Raw genomic sequence first — 14,192 nt, forward strand, 5'->3', positions numbered from 1 at the left:
AAGGAAAATTCCATCCTTTCATGTAAAGCCGGCTTTGCCCTTCAAAGCAAAACCGTGCCGCGAACTTTTATAGGCAGGGGCAGCGCCCGGGCGGCAGGGAGGGCCGCAAAGCGATGCCGAAATGATCTGTAAACAGGAAAAACCGAAACAGCCCCATCCGGGCGTGAAACAGCCGAAGCGGCAGCGATGCGGGGCCGGAACCGATGCCGCGGTTTGGGTGGCGCCTCCTTTCAGATAGGGTTTCACTCACATTCATACAAAGTATAGTTTAAAACGATGCTGTTGATGACCGGTGAACAAAGTGTAAATAAATAATGGAAAGCGCGGTAAAAAGCGACATTCTGGCCGAAAAAACATCTCGGCGCGCTGAAAAAACGGCGCAAAAAAACAGGCGGCGGCGTAAAAACCGCAGCCTGTTTGAAAGACGGATAAAATTATGAACGGGGATAGACCACAAAGGCATCGGGGATATGGCGCCCCTGCGTTTTGTTGGCGGCCGAAGGGCGGCTGATCTCGCGGCCGTTATAGACCATGATGCTGGAAGAACCGCCATCCAGATTGCAGGCCTGCACCGCGCCGTATTGAGAAAGGATCTGGGCGCATTCGCCGATGGTCGTGCCGATGGAATATCCCGGCGCGCGGCCATCCACCACCAGCAGATAAAGTGTGCCGTCTTTATTTTGGCCGATGGCGGAACGGGGCTGAACGCCCCAGCCGGCCGAACCGCTGACCACCTGTTCGCCGTCGATGATGAGGGCGGGCTTGAATTCCACCGCGTCGCGGAAATTGGAAAGATCGGAATATTGGCCGATGTTCAGGCGGTTTTTCTTATCTAAAGCAATGGTTTTATAGCTTCCGCCAACGGCATCGCCGTTATAAGATTTCCCTTTCGAGATCACCACGCCGTGGGCCACGCCGCCGTTGCCGGAACCGTTGGGGTCATAGAACCCGCTGGCGTTGATGGCCAGAAGGGCGTCGTTGTCGGATGCGATATCCGCGGCGCGATCGCCGGCGGAACCATAATCCGAAGCCAGCGCAAGCCCCACCTGTTCGGGGTCGCGCACAATGGCCAAACGGCCCACATAGCCTTCGCCCGTCACTTTGCAGATGATGATGCCGTTGCGGGTATCCAGCGCCAGAACCTGATCGCCGCGGGTGGTTTCAATGGTGGTTCCGCCGTCTTTCAGCCCCGCTTTATCGATGACCAGATAACCGTCTTTATCCAGCGAAGATGATTGATGCTTGGCCAGATAGGCGGTCAGGGTTTTTTCGTTGATCTCGGGATAATATTTGGAAAAATGCTTTTCCAGCTTGCTCCACGGCGCGGAAAAGCCGCTGCCCAGATCGAAAAGATCTTTCAAAGAGCCCCAATCGCTGTGAAGCCCCTGCTGGCGCTCTTCCACCAGCTCGCGGTTGCCCACCACGGCGTTGATGACCGAAGGCGGGATGAACGCCGTGGCCAGCCATTGATGGGTCATGGTGCCCATGGCGGTTTCGATATAAATGGTGCGCCATTTTTCAATAAAGGGAATATTGGAAAACACCGCCGTGCAGTAAAGCCCCGCCAAAAGCAGCATGGCCAGCATGAAATTGCGCAGCCGATGCTTCTTTTTGCCCGTGTTTTTGGCGCTTTTCGGGGCCTTTTCATAGGTTTTTTTAACGACTTTTTTGGTTTTTTTCACGGTTTTCTGCCGCGGGGCCTCTGCATAACCGCGGGCATAGGCTTCTTCCGGCGCTTCGTTTTCCCAAGCAAAAGCGTCGTTTTTTCGCAGGGCGGGCTGCGCCGGGCGTGGGGCTTCCGTTCTCACGGCAGTCTGCGCAGGGCGGGGAACATCCATCCTCACGGCGGTCTGCGCCGGGCGTGGGGCTTCCGTTCTCACGGCGGTTTGCGCCGGGCGGGGGGCTTCCGTTCTCACGGCGGTCTGCGCCGGGCGGGGAGAAGGAGAGTTCTGCCACAAAGCATCTTCTTTCTGCCAGACGGAATCCCAGTCGATCTCAAAATCATCGGCAGAGGAAGCCGGCGGTTCATCGGCAGGGGGAGAGGGCGGAACAACGGGTTCCTCCTCTTGTGCTGAGGATAATGTATCATCGAAAAAATCGGAAAGATCGGGGGCAAAATCATCCCAATCATCCGGCAGACTGGCGCGGGGGGAATCACTGCCGCTGCTCCAAAGCTTCATGAACAGTTCCTCCTTTCTGGTTTATTCTTGTTTTCTGCCCGAAGGCAGGAAGTCTTTTCCTCTCATTATAGCGAATCTCTGTGTTTCTGTCTGTATGGTTTTCGACGAAAAGTGACAGAAAACAGCAAAAAAAGTGAGCATTAACAACAATACCCTATCAAAAAATAATGAATAAAGTATGAAGAAAACACAGGGAATTCGCGGAAAAAAGAACTGCCTCGGAACATTTCCAAGGCAGTTCAAAAGCGGTTACGCTTGTTCGCCGATGGAAGGGGAAGCGGGGGTTTGGGAAGCGGGCTGCTGGGGCAGGGCAGATTCCGCGGCTTTTTCTGTGCCGAGGAACTGGGGAAGGTTCATGCCGGCCATATCGAAAAGCTCGTTCATGGGCGGGATGGATTTCATCAGCCCGGAAACAAAGCCGGCGGTGGCGTTTTTGCCGTCTTTTGCTTCGCCGCCATCCCAAACGGTGACTTTGTCGATCTTTACATTCTTGATGGCATCCACCTGAATGCGGATCAGGTCTTCCATCTTATCGGCCAGCATCAGGCGCAGGGCGTCGTTGGCGTTGCCGCCGGCAGCCATGACCACTTCGCGCAGGCCGGAAGCCTGTTTGGTGAGCATTGCCTGCATGCCTTCGGCTTCCGCGCTCATGCGGGCCAAAATAGCATCGGCTTCGCCGCGGGCTTTGCGGCGGATCTGCTCAGCTTCGGCTTCGGCTTCCAATTCTTTCTGGCGCTTCTGAATTTCGGTTTTAACGATGATGTCGGCTTCCAGTGTGGCTTTTTCACGGGCAAAGCGGGCGGCTTCGGCCTGCTGCTCGGCGGCATAGGCTTCTTCCAGCGCTTTGGCCTGCTGGATCTTTTCGGCGGAAGTGGCGATTTTCAGCGCTTCGGCCTCTTTTTCGCGGCGGGCGGCGTTTGACATGGAAACTTCGATCTGGGCGGCGTTTTCACCCTGGATAGCCACCGAGTTGGCTTGAGAAACCTGCACGCGCTGATCGCGGTGGGCGTTGGCTTCGCCGATGGCGCCGTCGCGTTCTTTTTCGGCCACGCTCTTTTTGGCGTCGTTGATGGCTTTGGCGGCGGCTTCTTTGCCCAGCGCCGAAATATAACCGGATTCATCGCTGATATCGGTGACATTCACATTGATGAGGCGCAGGCCGATCTTTTTCAGCTCGCCTTCCACATTCCGCGAAACCGCTTCTAAAAACTTATCGCGGTCGGTGTTGATCTCTTCGATATCCATGGTGGCGATCACCAGACGAAGCTGGCCGAAAATGATATCTTTGGCAAGTTCCTGGATCTCTTGCAGCTTTAAGCCAAGCAAACGCTCGGCGGCGTTCTGCATGACGCCCACTTCGATAGAGATGCCCACCGTGAAGCGCGAGGGCACATTGATGCGGATATTCTGGCGGGAAAGCGCGTTTTCAAGATCTACCGAGATAGACAGCGGTGTCAGATCGAGAAATTCGCGGGCCTGGATGACGGGCCATACAAACGCGGCGCCGCCGTGGATGCATTTGGCCGAACGGGCTGTGCCGTCTTTGTTGTTGCCCACTTTGCCATAGATGACCATGATCTTATCGGAGGGGCACTTTTTATAGCGGGAAAGGATCAGAAGCAGCATGGAAAAGGCGATTAAAACGATGACACAGGTTAAAATGATTCCTTCCATTTCATGACCTCAACTTTCTTCTTTTTGTTTTGATGTGATAAACCGCCAAAAAATTGACGGCGCAGGGGAAATTTATTCATCGCCGTCGCGGCGCATGAACAGAAAAGCGATGATACAGACGGTGACCACCAGCAGCCCGACCCCAACGATCAAAGGCAAAAGGGCGATAGACATAACTTCCACTCACTTTCTTTTTTTTTCGCGCCCAAACGGCGCTGTTCGGCGCTTTGGCAAAGCGCTATTTCCGGCGGACAACAAGCACATTCTCATCGGAAAGGGAAACAACCAACACTTCGCTTCCGGTGGGCAGGGGCTGGGGATCATCTGTCACGGCATCATATTCGCTCAGCCGTTCCTGAACGGTGACGGAAACTTTGCCGCGCCCCCGGCGCTTGGCGGGGATCGTGAGATAAACGCTGGCCGTGTGGCCCACGGCGTTGAATGACTGCACGCTGCCATCCGATTGAAGCTTCATGGCCCAGCGCATGCACAGGGCGATCAGAACCATGGCGATCAGCCCCAAAAGCAGAGAGACAAACAGAGCCGCCGCCGCGGAAGCATTGCCGCGAAGCAGCGCCAGCCCCGACCAGCCGAACACGGCGAAAAAAGCAACGATGCCGCGCACGGTGAAAATGCGCAGACCCGCATCGGGTTCAAAATGGCCGTCCGCATCGTCATCCGCATCGAAAAAGTGATCGGCGTGATCGATGGCGCCATCGTGGGTGCCATCGCAAAGCCCGCTGGTATCACTGTCGAGATCGCCATCGCCGTTATCGCCCAGCCCAAGCAGCAGCAAAACGGTTTGGATCACCAGCAGCAGGCTGGCAGGAATGGCCATGTAGGCAAAAATTCGTTCGAAAGCGGTCAGTGCTTCCCACCAGGCCGTCATAGAAATTCCCCCTTTAAATAAAGTATATGAAAGAATGATAAAACTCAGGCATCCAGCCCGCCGATGAGCAGTTCGGCTTCCTGTTTCAGGCGGCCCGCCGCCCAGGCAAAGCCCACGATCTCAAGCACGCGCAGGATACGGTCGCGGGCGCCGGGCCAGGGCTCTTCATAACCCGCCATCACGCGGCGGCAGGTTTCGGCCAGCTGGGCCTGGTTGAGGCAGCGGTCATGCTCGATGGCGGCGGTCAGTTCGGTGACATAGAAATAAAGCTGGCTGTCATCGATGAGATCATCGCTTTCATCATCAAGGTGGCCGTTTAAGTAGGAAAGCAGCCCGCAGATCTTTTCAAGCTGAAGACAGTCGCGCAGCATATTGATGAGCAGGATGCGGCAAAGCTGGCGGCAGGAATAACGCTTTTTGACGGGCGGCGAAAGAAAGCCGCGTTTGACCCAGTTTTGAATGGTGTGCGGTTCCAGCCCGGTGAGGTGGGAAACCTGAGAAAGAACAAGGCCGCCGGTGAGAAACATGGGCTGCAGCAGAGATTGCGCCGCATCTTTTTGGTCGATATCCACTTCTACCGTTGTGCCGGGAAGAATACGAATCATGGAAAAGCCCCCTTTTATGAGAGAAGTATAACATATAGTCAAGTGACTGTCAACAACGGTTGGATGATGAAAAAGAATGGAGAACGGATCATGCCGAAAAGTGAGTGGGATTTTTCGGCATATCGCGGCGGATGAAAGCGAAAGAAAAGGGAGCTTGGAAAAAGGGGGCAGGCGCTGAAAAACAATTGCCGGAAAATAAAGCATTCATGAATGTGGATACAATATATCATATGGTCAAGTGACTGTCAATAGAGATTACAAGAACTTATAAAAATATTTTAAGAGGGTCAAGCGTTCTCTGCACCAAGGGCGAAACCGAAAAAAGGGCGCAAAAAAGCGGAGGCCGCAGCCTCCGCTTTGGGGGATCTTTTATTCTTCGGGGATGCAGCTGATGCCGCCGCCCACCAGGCCGGGGCCCACATGCACGGCAAGCGTGCAATCGATCTCGCCCCGCTGATGAAAGCGGGCGCCCGCGATCACATCGGATAACAGCGATTCCAAAACCGCCAGATCTTCGGGGGCTTCGCTGTGAACGGTGAGAACATTATAAGCGCCCGAAGCGGGAACATGGGCGCGGATGCGGTTTGCCACTTCCTGGATCGAAGCGGCGCGGCCGCGCACTTTGCCCGAGCTGATGAGGCGGCCGTCTTCTGAAAAGGTGATGATGGGCTTGATTTGAAGCATGCCGCCCGCCACAGCCGTGACAAGGCCGATGCGCCCGCCTTTTTTTAAATATTCAAGGGTATCAAGGGTAAAAATACCGCAGGTGTTGGCGATCAGCGGAGGAACAAGGCGCTGAAGCTCTTCCCAGCTTTTGCCTTCTTCGATCCAGCGGGCGGCCTGCAGCACCATCATGCCCTCGGGCATACTGCCGCTGAGGGTATCATAAATGGCCACATCCAGCCCGTTATCGGCGTGGCCCGCCAGCCGAACGATATTATAAGTGCCGCTCAGACCCGAAGAAAAGCAGAGCGCCAGCACTTTATCATAACCATCGCGCCGAATTTGAGAAAAAGTTCTCAGCACAGTGTCGCCATCGGGCAGTGAGGTGGTGGGCAGCTGGCCCGGCATTTTCTCATAGATCTCGCGGGGGGTGATATCCACCCCGTCGGAATATTCATGGTCGGGATAAATGATTTTTAATGGAAGCGAATAAATGCCCTTTTCCCGCAGCAGCGCCGGCGGAATATCCGCGCAGGAATCGGTGAGCAGGGCGATTTTTTGGCTGTTCAATAGAAAATACGCACCTTTCTGAAAGCGGTAAACATTGACGAAAGAAAAAGCATTCGCTATAATGACATAACAATGTTATGTGAGTATTATAACGAAGAGCGCTCAGAATGTCAACGGGAAGTGGGGGAGCATATCCATGGATTATGCCCAGCAAAGAAAGACCAAAGCGATGGAAACGGAAGAAAAACTGTTGAAGACAGCCCAGAAACTGATGCAGCAGAGGGGCTATGATGAAGTTTCCATCCGCGATATCTGCAACGCCGCCGGCGTGACCACCGGCGCGTTTTATCACCATTTCCACAGCAAGGAAGATATGCTCAAGCATGGCGGCGAGCAGCTGGATCTTTATATCAAACAGCAGATCGAGCAGCACCCCCAGCAGACGGGGCTGGAATATTTGCAGCTGATCTTCGGCGCTTACGCCGCATATATGGAACAAAACCAGGGCGAACTGACCGCGCGCTATTATCAGAATATGCTGGAATGGAGCCGCATCCATCCCTATAACGAAAAGCGGTATATCTATCAGATGGTCAACCATTTTGTGGGCTGCGCCATAGAAGAGCAGATGCTCACCAAGCGTTATTCGCCCGAAATCATCACCCGTTATTCCATCCGCCATTTCCGCGGCATCGTGATCGATTGGGCTTTCCATAACTATGGCTTTTCTTTGACCGAGGCGATGGAAGAAGAATTTTTGCTGACTTATCTGTTGTTCCGCGGGCGCGTTCGCCCCTGCAACAGCAAACGGCCCGAAAAAGAACCCGGTGACAGGATTCCCATTTAAGCGGGTTTTCAGACAGAAACCATGGCGGTCATCGCCGAAAACTCAAAAAGCGTGCAGCCGATCAAACGGCCGCACGCTTTTTTATGCGAAGGAAAAACTCAGGCGGGAAGTTCCAGAAGATGAAGCAGGGCCCGCACGGTGCCCACATGATAATTGGCAAAGCCATAAAGAGCACGGCCATCCAGAAGAGCCGTGCAAAGCGGAAGGCGGCGATCGCCCACATGAAGCGCCGCGCGCAGGGCATCGGGCAGGGCAGGGTCGGCCCAAAGCACCAGGACCCCGAGCTTTTTCGACAGCACAGCCGCCAGAGTGGGGCTATGCTCGCCTTCGGGGCAAAACAGCATCACGGGGATCTCCTGCGCTTTCAAAGCCTGCGCCTGCTCAAGCAGTTCATTGAGAAAATGCTCGGTGGGTTCGGTGTGCTGCTGAAGAAAGGCCAGCAGGCAGGGGCCCGACGCGGGGCAGAGCGAGGCAAGCGGCGCCGGCAGCGGCGCCTGAAACAGCTTTTCGGCGGTTTTATCGGCCGCGGGAAGCAATGTCAGCGGCTCGATGCGACCCGCGGAAGCAAAACGCAGGCAGCCTGTCACCGCGCCGTCGATCTGGCGGCGGCTGTGGGTGACGGCATAAAAGCCTTCGGGCAGAGAAAGCACCAGCTTTCCGCCGCCGGGCAGGATATCGCGGCAGTTCTGGGGAAGGAACCGCCCGCCCGCCACGGCGCAGACCGTTACCTGAGAACCCAGTTCCAGCGGTTCATGGCAGCCGTTAGACAGCAGCAGAGTGCGGCAGAGCTTTTCTTTTTCGGCGGGGAGGAAGCGGCCGTTTTCAAAATATTCCGCCACGCCGTTTTCGGGATGCAGACGGGCCGCAAAGCCCAGCGCGCGGCAGATCTGCACAAAATGGATGGGCAGGCTTTCGGAAGTGGCCACGCGGTGGGTGAGAACGCCGCAGACATCGCCCGTCACGCCGGGATAGGCAAATTCATCGGCCCGCTGAATAGTTTCGCAAAGCCAGGCCCAGATGGCGGCGGGGGTTTGGGGCAGACCGCCCGAAAAGAAACGGCGCACGAAAGCGCGATGGGGGAACAGCGGTTCATCGGCCACGCGCAGGGGCAGAATGGCTTCTTCGAACAAGGGGTCGTCGCTGCCGACGCAGGCGAAAGAAGAAGCGGCATCGGCCAGAACTTCTTCGGTGAGATCGAGAAAATCTTTATCACTGAAGGTGGCCAGCAGCGTGGCCTTTTGCGCGGGCGAAAGCGCTGCGTTCTGCAAAAACGCCATCAGCACGGGCGCATTGCCGCGGGCGCGTTCCAAAAGCTCGGCCAAAGGGCCTTCGGCAGGGGGATGCGCCGCCGCGCGGTGGGCGGCAGCCGCTTCGATGCGCGCCACAAAGGCATGGGAAGGGGCCGGCGGAATTTCGGGCAAAATGCCTTCGGCGGGCTGAAGATCGAATTCCACCGCGGTGGGGCAGCGGGAAAGTTCGAGCTTCAGCTTTTGATCGCGCCGCAGGTCTGCCGCGCGCAGATCATATTCGGCGCCTTTGGCGGCAAAAAACAGAAAGCCGCCTTTGCCCAGAGCAAAACGGGCGATGCCCTGTGCATCGGTGCGCAGCACGCGCACACAGCAGGGGCGGCCGTAATTCATCACGCAGGCATAGACTTCGATTTGAGGCGTGGGAAGGCCGCGGCGGGTGACTTCAACGGCGATCTCTGCGGTTTCGCCATAAGCCGCGGTGGTATCGACGGTGGTGAAAAGCCTGTTTTCATCGCGGGTCACGCTTCGCCCGCTTTGCCCCAGAAGACGGTGACGCACCACGGGCGCTTTGGAAGCCGCATAGTTGAACCAGCCCTGATCGGGGGTTTCCTGCGGTTCACAGGCGCCGAAATAATGCCACCGGCCATCGGCCCAGAATTCCACCCACGCGTGGTTGTCATCGCAATGGGCCCACCAGGGGCAATAGCATTGGCGGGCGGGGATGCCCGCCGCGCGCAGCGCACAAACGGCCAGCTGGGTTTCTTCGCCGCATCGGCCGAAGCCAGCCCGCATAACGGCCAGGGCGTTGAGGGTGCGGTCATCGGTTGAGCGATAGGTCGCCTGCGCCATGCACCATTCGTTCACGGCCAGCGCGGCTTCGAGCATCGGCTTGCCCTGCACCAGCGGGCGCAGCTCGGCGGCCAGAAGGGCGTGCCAGGGCTCAAAGCGCTCGTCGTTCACGCGATAGGGCAGCAGATAAGAAAGAAAGATTTCTTCGGGGATGGCGGCGCAGTAAGAAAGCGCTTCGGCGGTTTCCATCACGCTGCGCACATGGCGAAGAAACATTTCGGCGGGAAAAGAGATCAGATCGGTGATGGGCATTTGCAGCAGAAGGCGGCGCAGGAGCTGATTCTCACGGGGCGGAAGCGCAGGCGCCAGCAGGTCATATTCCATCATGGCGATGGGGCAGAGCGCGGAAAGGCGTTCTTCGGATGGGTTCATAACTACCTCCGTCAATAGAAAAATGGAGCAAAAGAAAACGCGTTTTATCACAAAAAGGAAAGGCCGGTGAAGGCTTTTGTATGCATCCGTTTTTGAGGGGAAATTCTTTGGTTTCTGCGATGTTTCTAATTATAATATAGGAAATGCGGATATTCAACAAAAACACGCCTTGCCGAAGGGGATGTTTTTGGGTAAAATGAAGAAAAAGAAACAAGCGGAGGCTTTTATGAAGATAGAGATATGCTGCGGAAGCTATGAAGATGTGCTGGCCGCCCAAGCGGGCGGCGCCGACAGGGCAGAGCTGTGTTCCGCCCTGTTTTTCGGGGGATTGAGCCCTTCGGCGGGCACTTTTTTGATGGCGCAGGAAACCGGCCTGCCCATCGCCGCCATGGTCAGGCCGCGGGAAGGCGGTTTTTGCTATAGCGGAGCGGAATTTGAAACCATGTGCCGCGACGCCGAATTTTTCATTGAGCATGGGGCCGAGGGCATCGTTTTCGGATGCCTGAACCGGGATGGCACTGTTGACGAAGAAAAAACGGCCATTCTCTGCGCCCTGGCTGGGGGCCGGTGCAAAGCGGTGTTCCACCGGGCGTTCGACCTTTGCAAAACGCCCGCGGAGGAAACGGCGGAGCAGTTATATCGTCTGGGCGTGGGGCGCATCCTCACCAGCGGCAAACGGGCCGCGGCGGCCGAAGGCGCCGCCGTGATCGCGGCGCTGCGGCGGCAGATGGCGGGGCGGATGGAAATTTTGCCGGGCAGCGGCATCCGGCCCCATACGGTGGCGCGGCTGCTGGCTGAAACGGGCTGCGATCAGATCCATGCTTCCGCGTTGGAGGATGCCTGCGACCCGACGGCGCTGCTTTGCCCCGAGATCCCGTTCACGGGGCTGCGGGCGCCCGCGCAGGGCGTTTACCGTGTGGGCAGCACAGAAAAAACAGCGGCGCTGGTGGCCGCGGCAAGGGAGGGTTCCTGATGAAAATATTGGCTTTTGATGTGGGCGGAACCGCCATCAAGACGGCCCGCGTCACAGCGGAAGGCAAAATGGAAGGCTTCGCCGAGCATGCTTATCCCGCGCCGGGCCGCGAGGGAGTGATGCGCATTTTGCGCCGCGAGGCCGAAAAAGGCGATTTTGACGCCATCGGCATCAGCACGGCGGGGCTGGTAGACAGCGAAAAGGGTGAGATCATTTTTTCCAGCGAAGCCATTCCCGGCTATACGGGAACACCCCTCAAAGCGTGGATGGAAGAAGAGTTCCGCCGCCCCACAAGCGTGATGAACGATGTGAACGCCGCCGCGCTGGGCGAAGCGGCCTATGGCGCGGGCAAAGAATATAACGATTTTCTGTGTTTGACTTATGGAACCGGCATCGGCGGCGCCATTGTGATCGATAAAAAGATCTATGGCGGCAAAAGCGGCCTTGCCGGAGAGATCGGGCATATCGCCACCCACTATGGCGGCAGAAGCTGCGTTTGCGGCGGCCGCGGATGCTATGGGGAATATGCTTCGGCCACGGCGCTGGTGCGCGCCTGCCGTGAAGTTTCAGAAGAATTCCATGACGGCAGGGCCGTTTTTGAAGCGTTTTATCGCGGTGACGCCCGCGTCAAGGCGCAGATCGATGACTGGATCGATGAGATCGTTTTGGGACTTGTGATCGCCGTGCATATTTTCAACCCCCCTGCGCTGATCCTGGGCGGCGGCATCATGAACGAAGCTTATATCGTGGAACAGACCGAGCGCAGGCTGAGGCAGGCGGTGATGCCCGGTTATCGGGATGTGGTGGTGCGCCACGCGTTTTTGGGCAGCGGCGCGGGCATACTGGGCGCCGCGCGCAACGCCATGGAAAGGATCGGCCTATGATTCTGGCAAATGCGCTTCTCTGGCGTGAAGACCATTGGGAAGCAGGCGATCTGGCCATGGAAAACGGCGTGATCTGTGAAAGCTCCTGCGGGCCGCGGCTGGATTGCGGCGGGCGGCGTTTGATGCCCGGGCTGGTGGATGTGCACACCCACGGAATCGCGGGGTTCGATTTCGGCAGCGCGGCGGCGGAAGAGATCGGCCGCATGGAGGAAGCTTATCTGCACCAGGGCACCACCACGCTGCTGGCAACTTTGGTTTCGCTGGCTGAAGAAAGCTATTTTCATCAGGCGAAAGCCCTTTTGCCGCGCTGCGGCGAAGCGGGCCCTCTGCTGGGCATCCATGCCGAAGGGCCTTTTCTGGCCCCGGCCAAAAAAGGGGCCCATAACGGCGAATATTTAAAAACGCCCGATCCGGCGCTTGCGCAGGCGCTGTGGCAAGCCTTTGGCGGCAGATTGATGCGCATGACCGCCGCGCCCGAACTTCCGGGGATACCGGAGCTGGAAGCATTCGCCGCGGGGAAATTCACCCTTTCGCTGGGCCACACCGCCTGTGATTACGAGCAGGCGCGGCGGGCGCTGAGGCAGGGGTTTTGCGCGGTGACCCACCTTTATAACGCCATGCTGCCGATGCACCACCGGCAGCCGGGGCCTGTGGCTGCCGCGCTGGAAAGCGACGCCTGGCTTGAGATGATCTGCGATGGCATCCATCTGGCGGATGGCGTGATCCGCATGATGTTTCGCGGGTTTTCAGACCGCATCGTGCTGATTTCGGATTCCATCGCCGCCTGCGGGCTGGGGGATGGCGCTTATGAACTGGGCGGCCTGGCGGTGAGCGTGAAAGCGCGGCGCGCCACTTTGGGCGATGGCACGCTGGCGGGTTCGGCCTTTTCTCTTTGGGATTGCCTGACCCACTGTCTGGAGATCGGCATTCCCGAAGAACTGGCCATCCCCGCGGCAACGAGCCACCCCGCGCGGCTGCTGGGGCGGGAAGACAGCCTGGGCACTTTGCGCCCGGGCGCCCGGGCCGATATCCTTGCGGCGGATGAAAACTGGCGCCTGCGGCAAGTTTGGAAAAATGGGAAAAGCGTTGCCGTTTTTTAAGCAAAGAGAGAAAAGGGGCGTTTATAAACGCCCCTTTTACGATAGAAAAAGCCCTCCGCCGCCGGCGGAGGGCTTTTTATGACAGGCCGCAGAAGCGGCAAAAATCTTAAAAATAAAAATCAGAGAAGCTTGCGATATTCTTCTTCGGAAGCAATCTGCCCCACGGCGGAAAAAGAAATTTTCGCAGGATCAAAAATTTCGCGGGCCAGGGCGCAGACACCTTCAACGGAAACACTGTCGAACCCGCGGATCAGATCTTCTTCGCTGAGGCTGTGGCCATAGGTCAGTTCGTTGCGGGCGTTTGCGGTCATGCGGCTGTTCATGTTTTCAAGCCCCATCAGCGCGGAAGATTTCAGCTGTTCGCGGCTGCGGGCCACCTCGCTTTCGCTGGGGCCTTCGGCCAGAAAGCGTTTGGTCTCTTCGCCGATCAGGCGCAGCGCCTGCATTTCGGTCTGGCGGCCCAAAGCGGTATAGATGCCGAAATAGCCGGTATCCTGATGGGTGGCCGAGAAGGAATAGATGGTGTAGCACAGGCCGCTTTTTTCGCGCACGGTCTGGAACAGGCGCGAAGACATGCCGCCGCCGAAAATATTGTTGAGCACAGCCATGGTGAAGCGCTGATCGGAAGCGGTGTTGATGCCCGGATAGCCGATGCAGAGATGGTTCTGTTCGATCTCTTTTTTCTTCAGCGTGAAGGCGGGATGATAAACGGCGGGCGGGCATTCCAAAACGCCGCTGCCCTGCATGGCTTCAAACCGCTGTGCGATCAGATCGATATCGGCGGGGGTGAAGCTGCCCGCGATGGAGACCACGGTGTTTTCGGGGCGATAGTGGCTGCGGCAATATTCGCGCAGGGTTTCGCCCTGAATTTCGGCCAGCGTTTCGGGTGTTCCCAAAATGGGGCGGCCCAGGGGCAGATCGTGATAGATCTCGGCGCTCATGCGTTCGGTGACCAGATCTTCGGGGGTATCTTCATACATGCCGATCTCTTCCAAAATCACGCCGCGTTCCAAATCGGTTTCTTCCTGGCCGAAGCGTGAATGAAAGAACATATCGCATAAAAGCTCGGCCGCTGTCTGAAGGTGGGTGTCGAGCGTGCGGGCATAATAACAGGTGTTTTCTTTGGTGGTGAAGGCGTTGACCTGCCCGCCGATGGCATCGAATTCTTCGGCCAGCTGGGCGGCGGAACGGGTTTGCGTGCCTTTAAACATCATGTGTTCGATGAAATGGGAGATGCCGCTCAACCGGGCGGGTTCATGGCGCGAACCGCTTTCCACCCACAGGCCGATGGCGCAGGATCGCACCGAGGGCACATGCTCATAAAGAAGGCGCACGCCGTTTTTCAAAACTTTTTTTTCAATCATTGAACTTCCCTCGCTTAAAAAATCGGGGCGGG

11 protein-coding genes are annotated in these 14,192 nt (G+C 57.2%); 4 read left to right on the forward strand and 7 right to left on the reverse strand.

The window, feature by feature from the left end:
• Nucleotides 1-434 precede the first annotated feature (434 nt).
• The 5 genes from ACJA3I_RS03855 to ACJA3I_RS03875 form a co-directional block, all read right to left on the reverse strand.
• Nucleotides 435-2,180, reverse strand: coding sequence for a phosphodiester glycosidase family protein (locus tag ACJA3I_RS03855; RefSeq protein ID WP_458863455.1), 1,746 nt, complete (start codon nt 2,178-2,180; stop codon nt 435-437).
• Between the two features lie 249 nt (nt 2,181-2,429).
• Nucleotides 2,430-3,854 (reverse strand): flotillin family protein, encoded by a 1,425-nt coding sequence (locus ACJA3I_RS03860; protein ID WP_458863456.1) that lies wholly within the window; start codon nt 3,852-3,854, stop codon nt 2,430-2,432.
• A 238-nt stretch (nt 3,855-4,092) separates the two neighbouring features.
• Complete coding sequence (locus ACJA3I_RS03865) at nt 4,093-4,743, reverse strand: hypothetical protein (protein WP_458863457.1); 651 nt, start codon at nt 4,741-4,743, stop codon at nt 4,093-4,095.
• A 44-nt stretch (nt 4,744-4,787) separates the two neighbouring features.
• Entirely contained in the window at nt 4,788-5,348 is a 561-nt protein-coding gene (locus ACJA3I_RS03870; RefSeq protein ID WP_458863458.1) for a DUF1836 domain-containing protein, read from the reverse strand.
• A gap of 369 nt (nt 5,349-5,717) precedes the next feature.
• The gene (locus tag ACJA3I_RS03875) at nt 5,718-6,581 is read right to left on the reverse strand and encodes a DegV family protein (RefSeq protein WP_458863459.1); all 864 of its coding nucleotides are present in this window, start codon (nt 6,579-6,581) and stop codon (nt 5,718-5,720) included.
• Between the two features lie 136 nt (nt 6,582-6,717).
• Here ACJA3I_RS03875 and ACJA3I_RS03880 point away from each other — a divergent pair, with 136 nt between their 5' ends.
• Nucleotides 6,718-7,368: a TetR/AcrR family transcriptional regulator gene (locus ACJA3I_RS03880; protein ID WP_458863460.1), complete on the forward strand. Its 651-nt coding sequence runs from the start codon at nt 6,718-6,720 to the stop codon at nt 7,366-7,368.
• 98 nt (nt 7,369-7,466) lie between these two features.
• On the opposite strand, the gene ACJA3I_RS03885 is transcribed toward ACJA3I_RS03880, so the two are convergent.
• A complete protein-coding gene (locus tag ACJA3I_RS03885; protein ID WP_458863461.1) occupies nt 7,467-9,839 on the reverse strand; it encodes a transglutaminase-like domain-containing protein in 2,373 nt (790 codons plus the stop codon).
• Nucleotides 9,840-10,065: 226 nt separating this feature from the next.
• Here ACJA3I_RS03885 and ACJA3I_RS03890 point away from each other — a divergent pair, with 226 nt between their 5' ends.
• From ACJA3I_RS03890 to nagA, 3 genes are read left to right on the forward strand one after another with little or no spacing between them, the layout of a single operon-like run.
• Nucleotides 10,066-10,812 (forward strand): copper homeostasis protein CutC, encoded by a 747-nt coding sequence (locus tag ACJA3I_RS03890; protein WP_458863462.1) that lies wholly within the window; start codon nt 10,066-10,068, stop codon nt 10,810-10,812.
• Nucleotides 10,812-11,696: an ROK family protein gene (locus tag ACJA3I_RS03895; protein WP_458863463.1), complete on the forward strand. Its 885-nt coding sequence runs from the start codon at nt 10,812-10,814 to the stop codon at nt 11,694-11,696. The genes ACJA3I_RS03890 and ACJA3I_RS03895 overlap by 1 nt, the downstream gene beginning before the upstream one ends.
• Nucleotides 11,693-12,796 carry an N-acetylglucosamine-6-phosphate deacetylase gene (nagA, locus tag ACJA3I_RS03900; RefSeq protein ID WP_458863464.1) on the forward strand — a complete coding sequence of 368 codons (1,104 nt, stop codon included), beginning with the start codon at nt 11,693-11,695 and terminating at the stop codon, nt 12,794-12,796. The genes ACJA3I_RS03895 and nagA overlap by 4 nt, the downstream gene beginning before the upstream one ends.
• Before the next feature lie 119 nt (nt 12,797-12,915).
• On the opposite strand, the gene ACJA3I_RS03905 is transcribed toward nagA, so the two are convergent.
• A complete protein-coding gene (locus ACJA3I_RS03905) occupies nt 12,916-14,160 on the reverse strand; it encodes a M16 family metallopeptidase (RefSeq protein ID WP_458863465.1) in 1,245 nt (414 codons plus the stop codon).
• Between the last annotated feature and the right edge of the window lie 32 nt (nt 14,161-14,192).

Origin of the sequence: Acidaminobacterium chupaoyuni, from assembly GCF_047936785.1 — a bacterium.
In the GTDB taxonomy this organism is placed as follows: domain Bacteria; phylum Bacillota; class Clostridia; order Oscillospirales; family Butyricicoccaceae; genus Acidaminobacterium; species Acidaminobacterium chupaoyuni.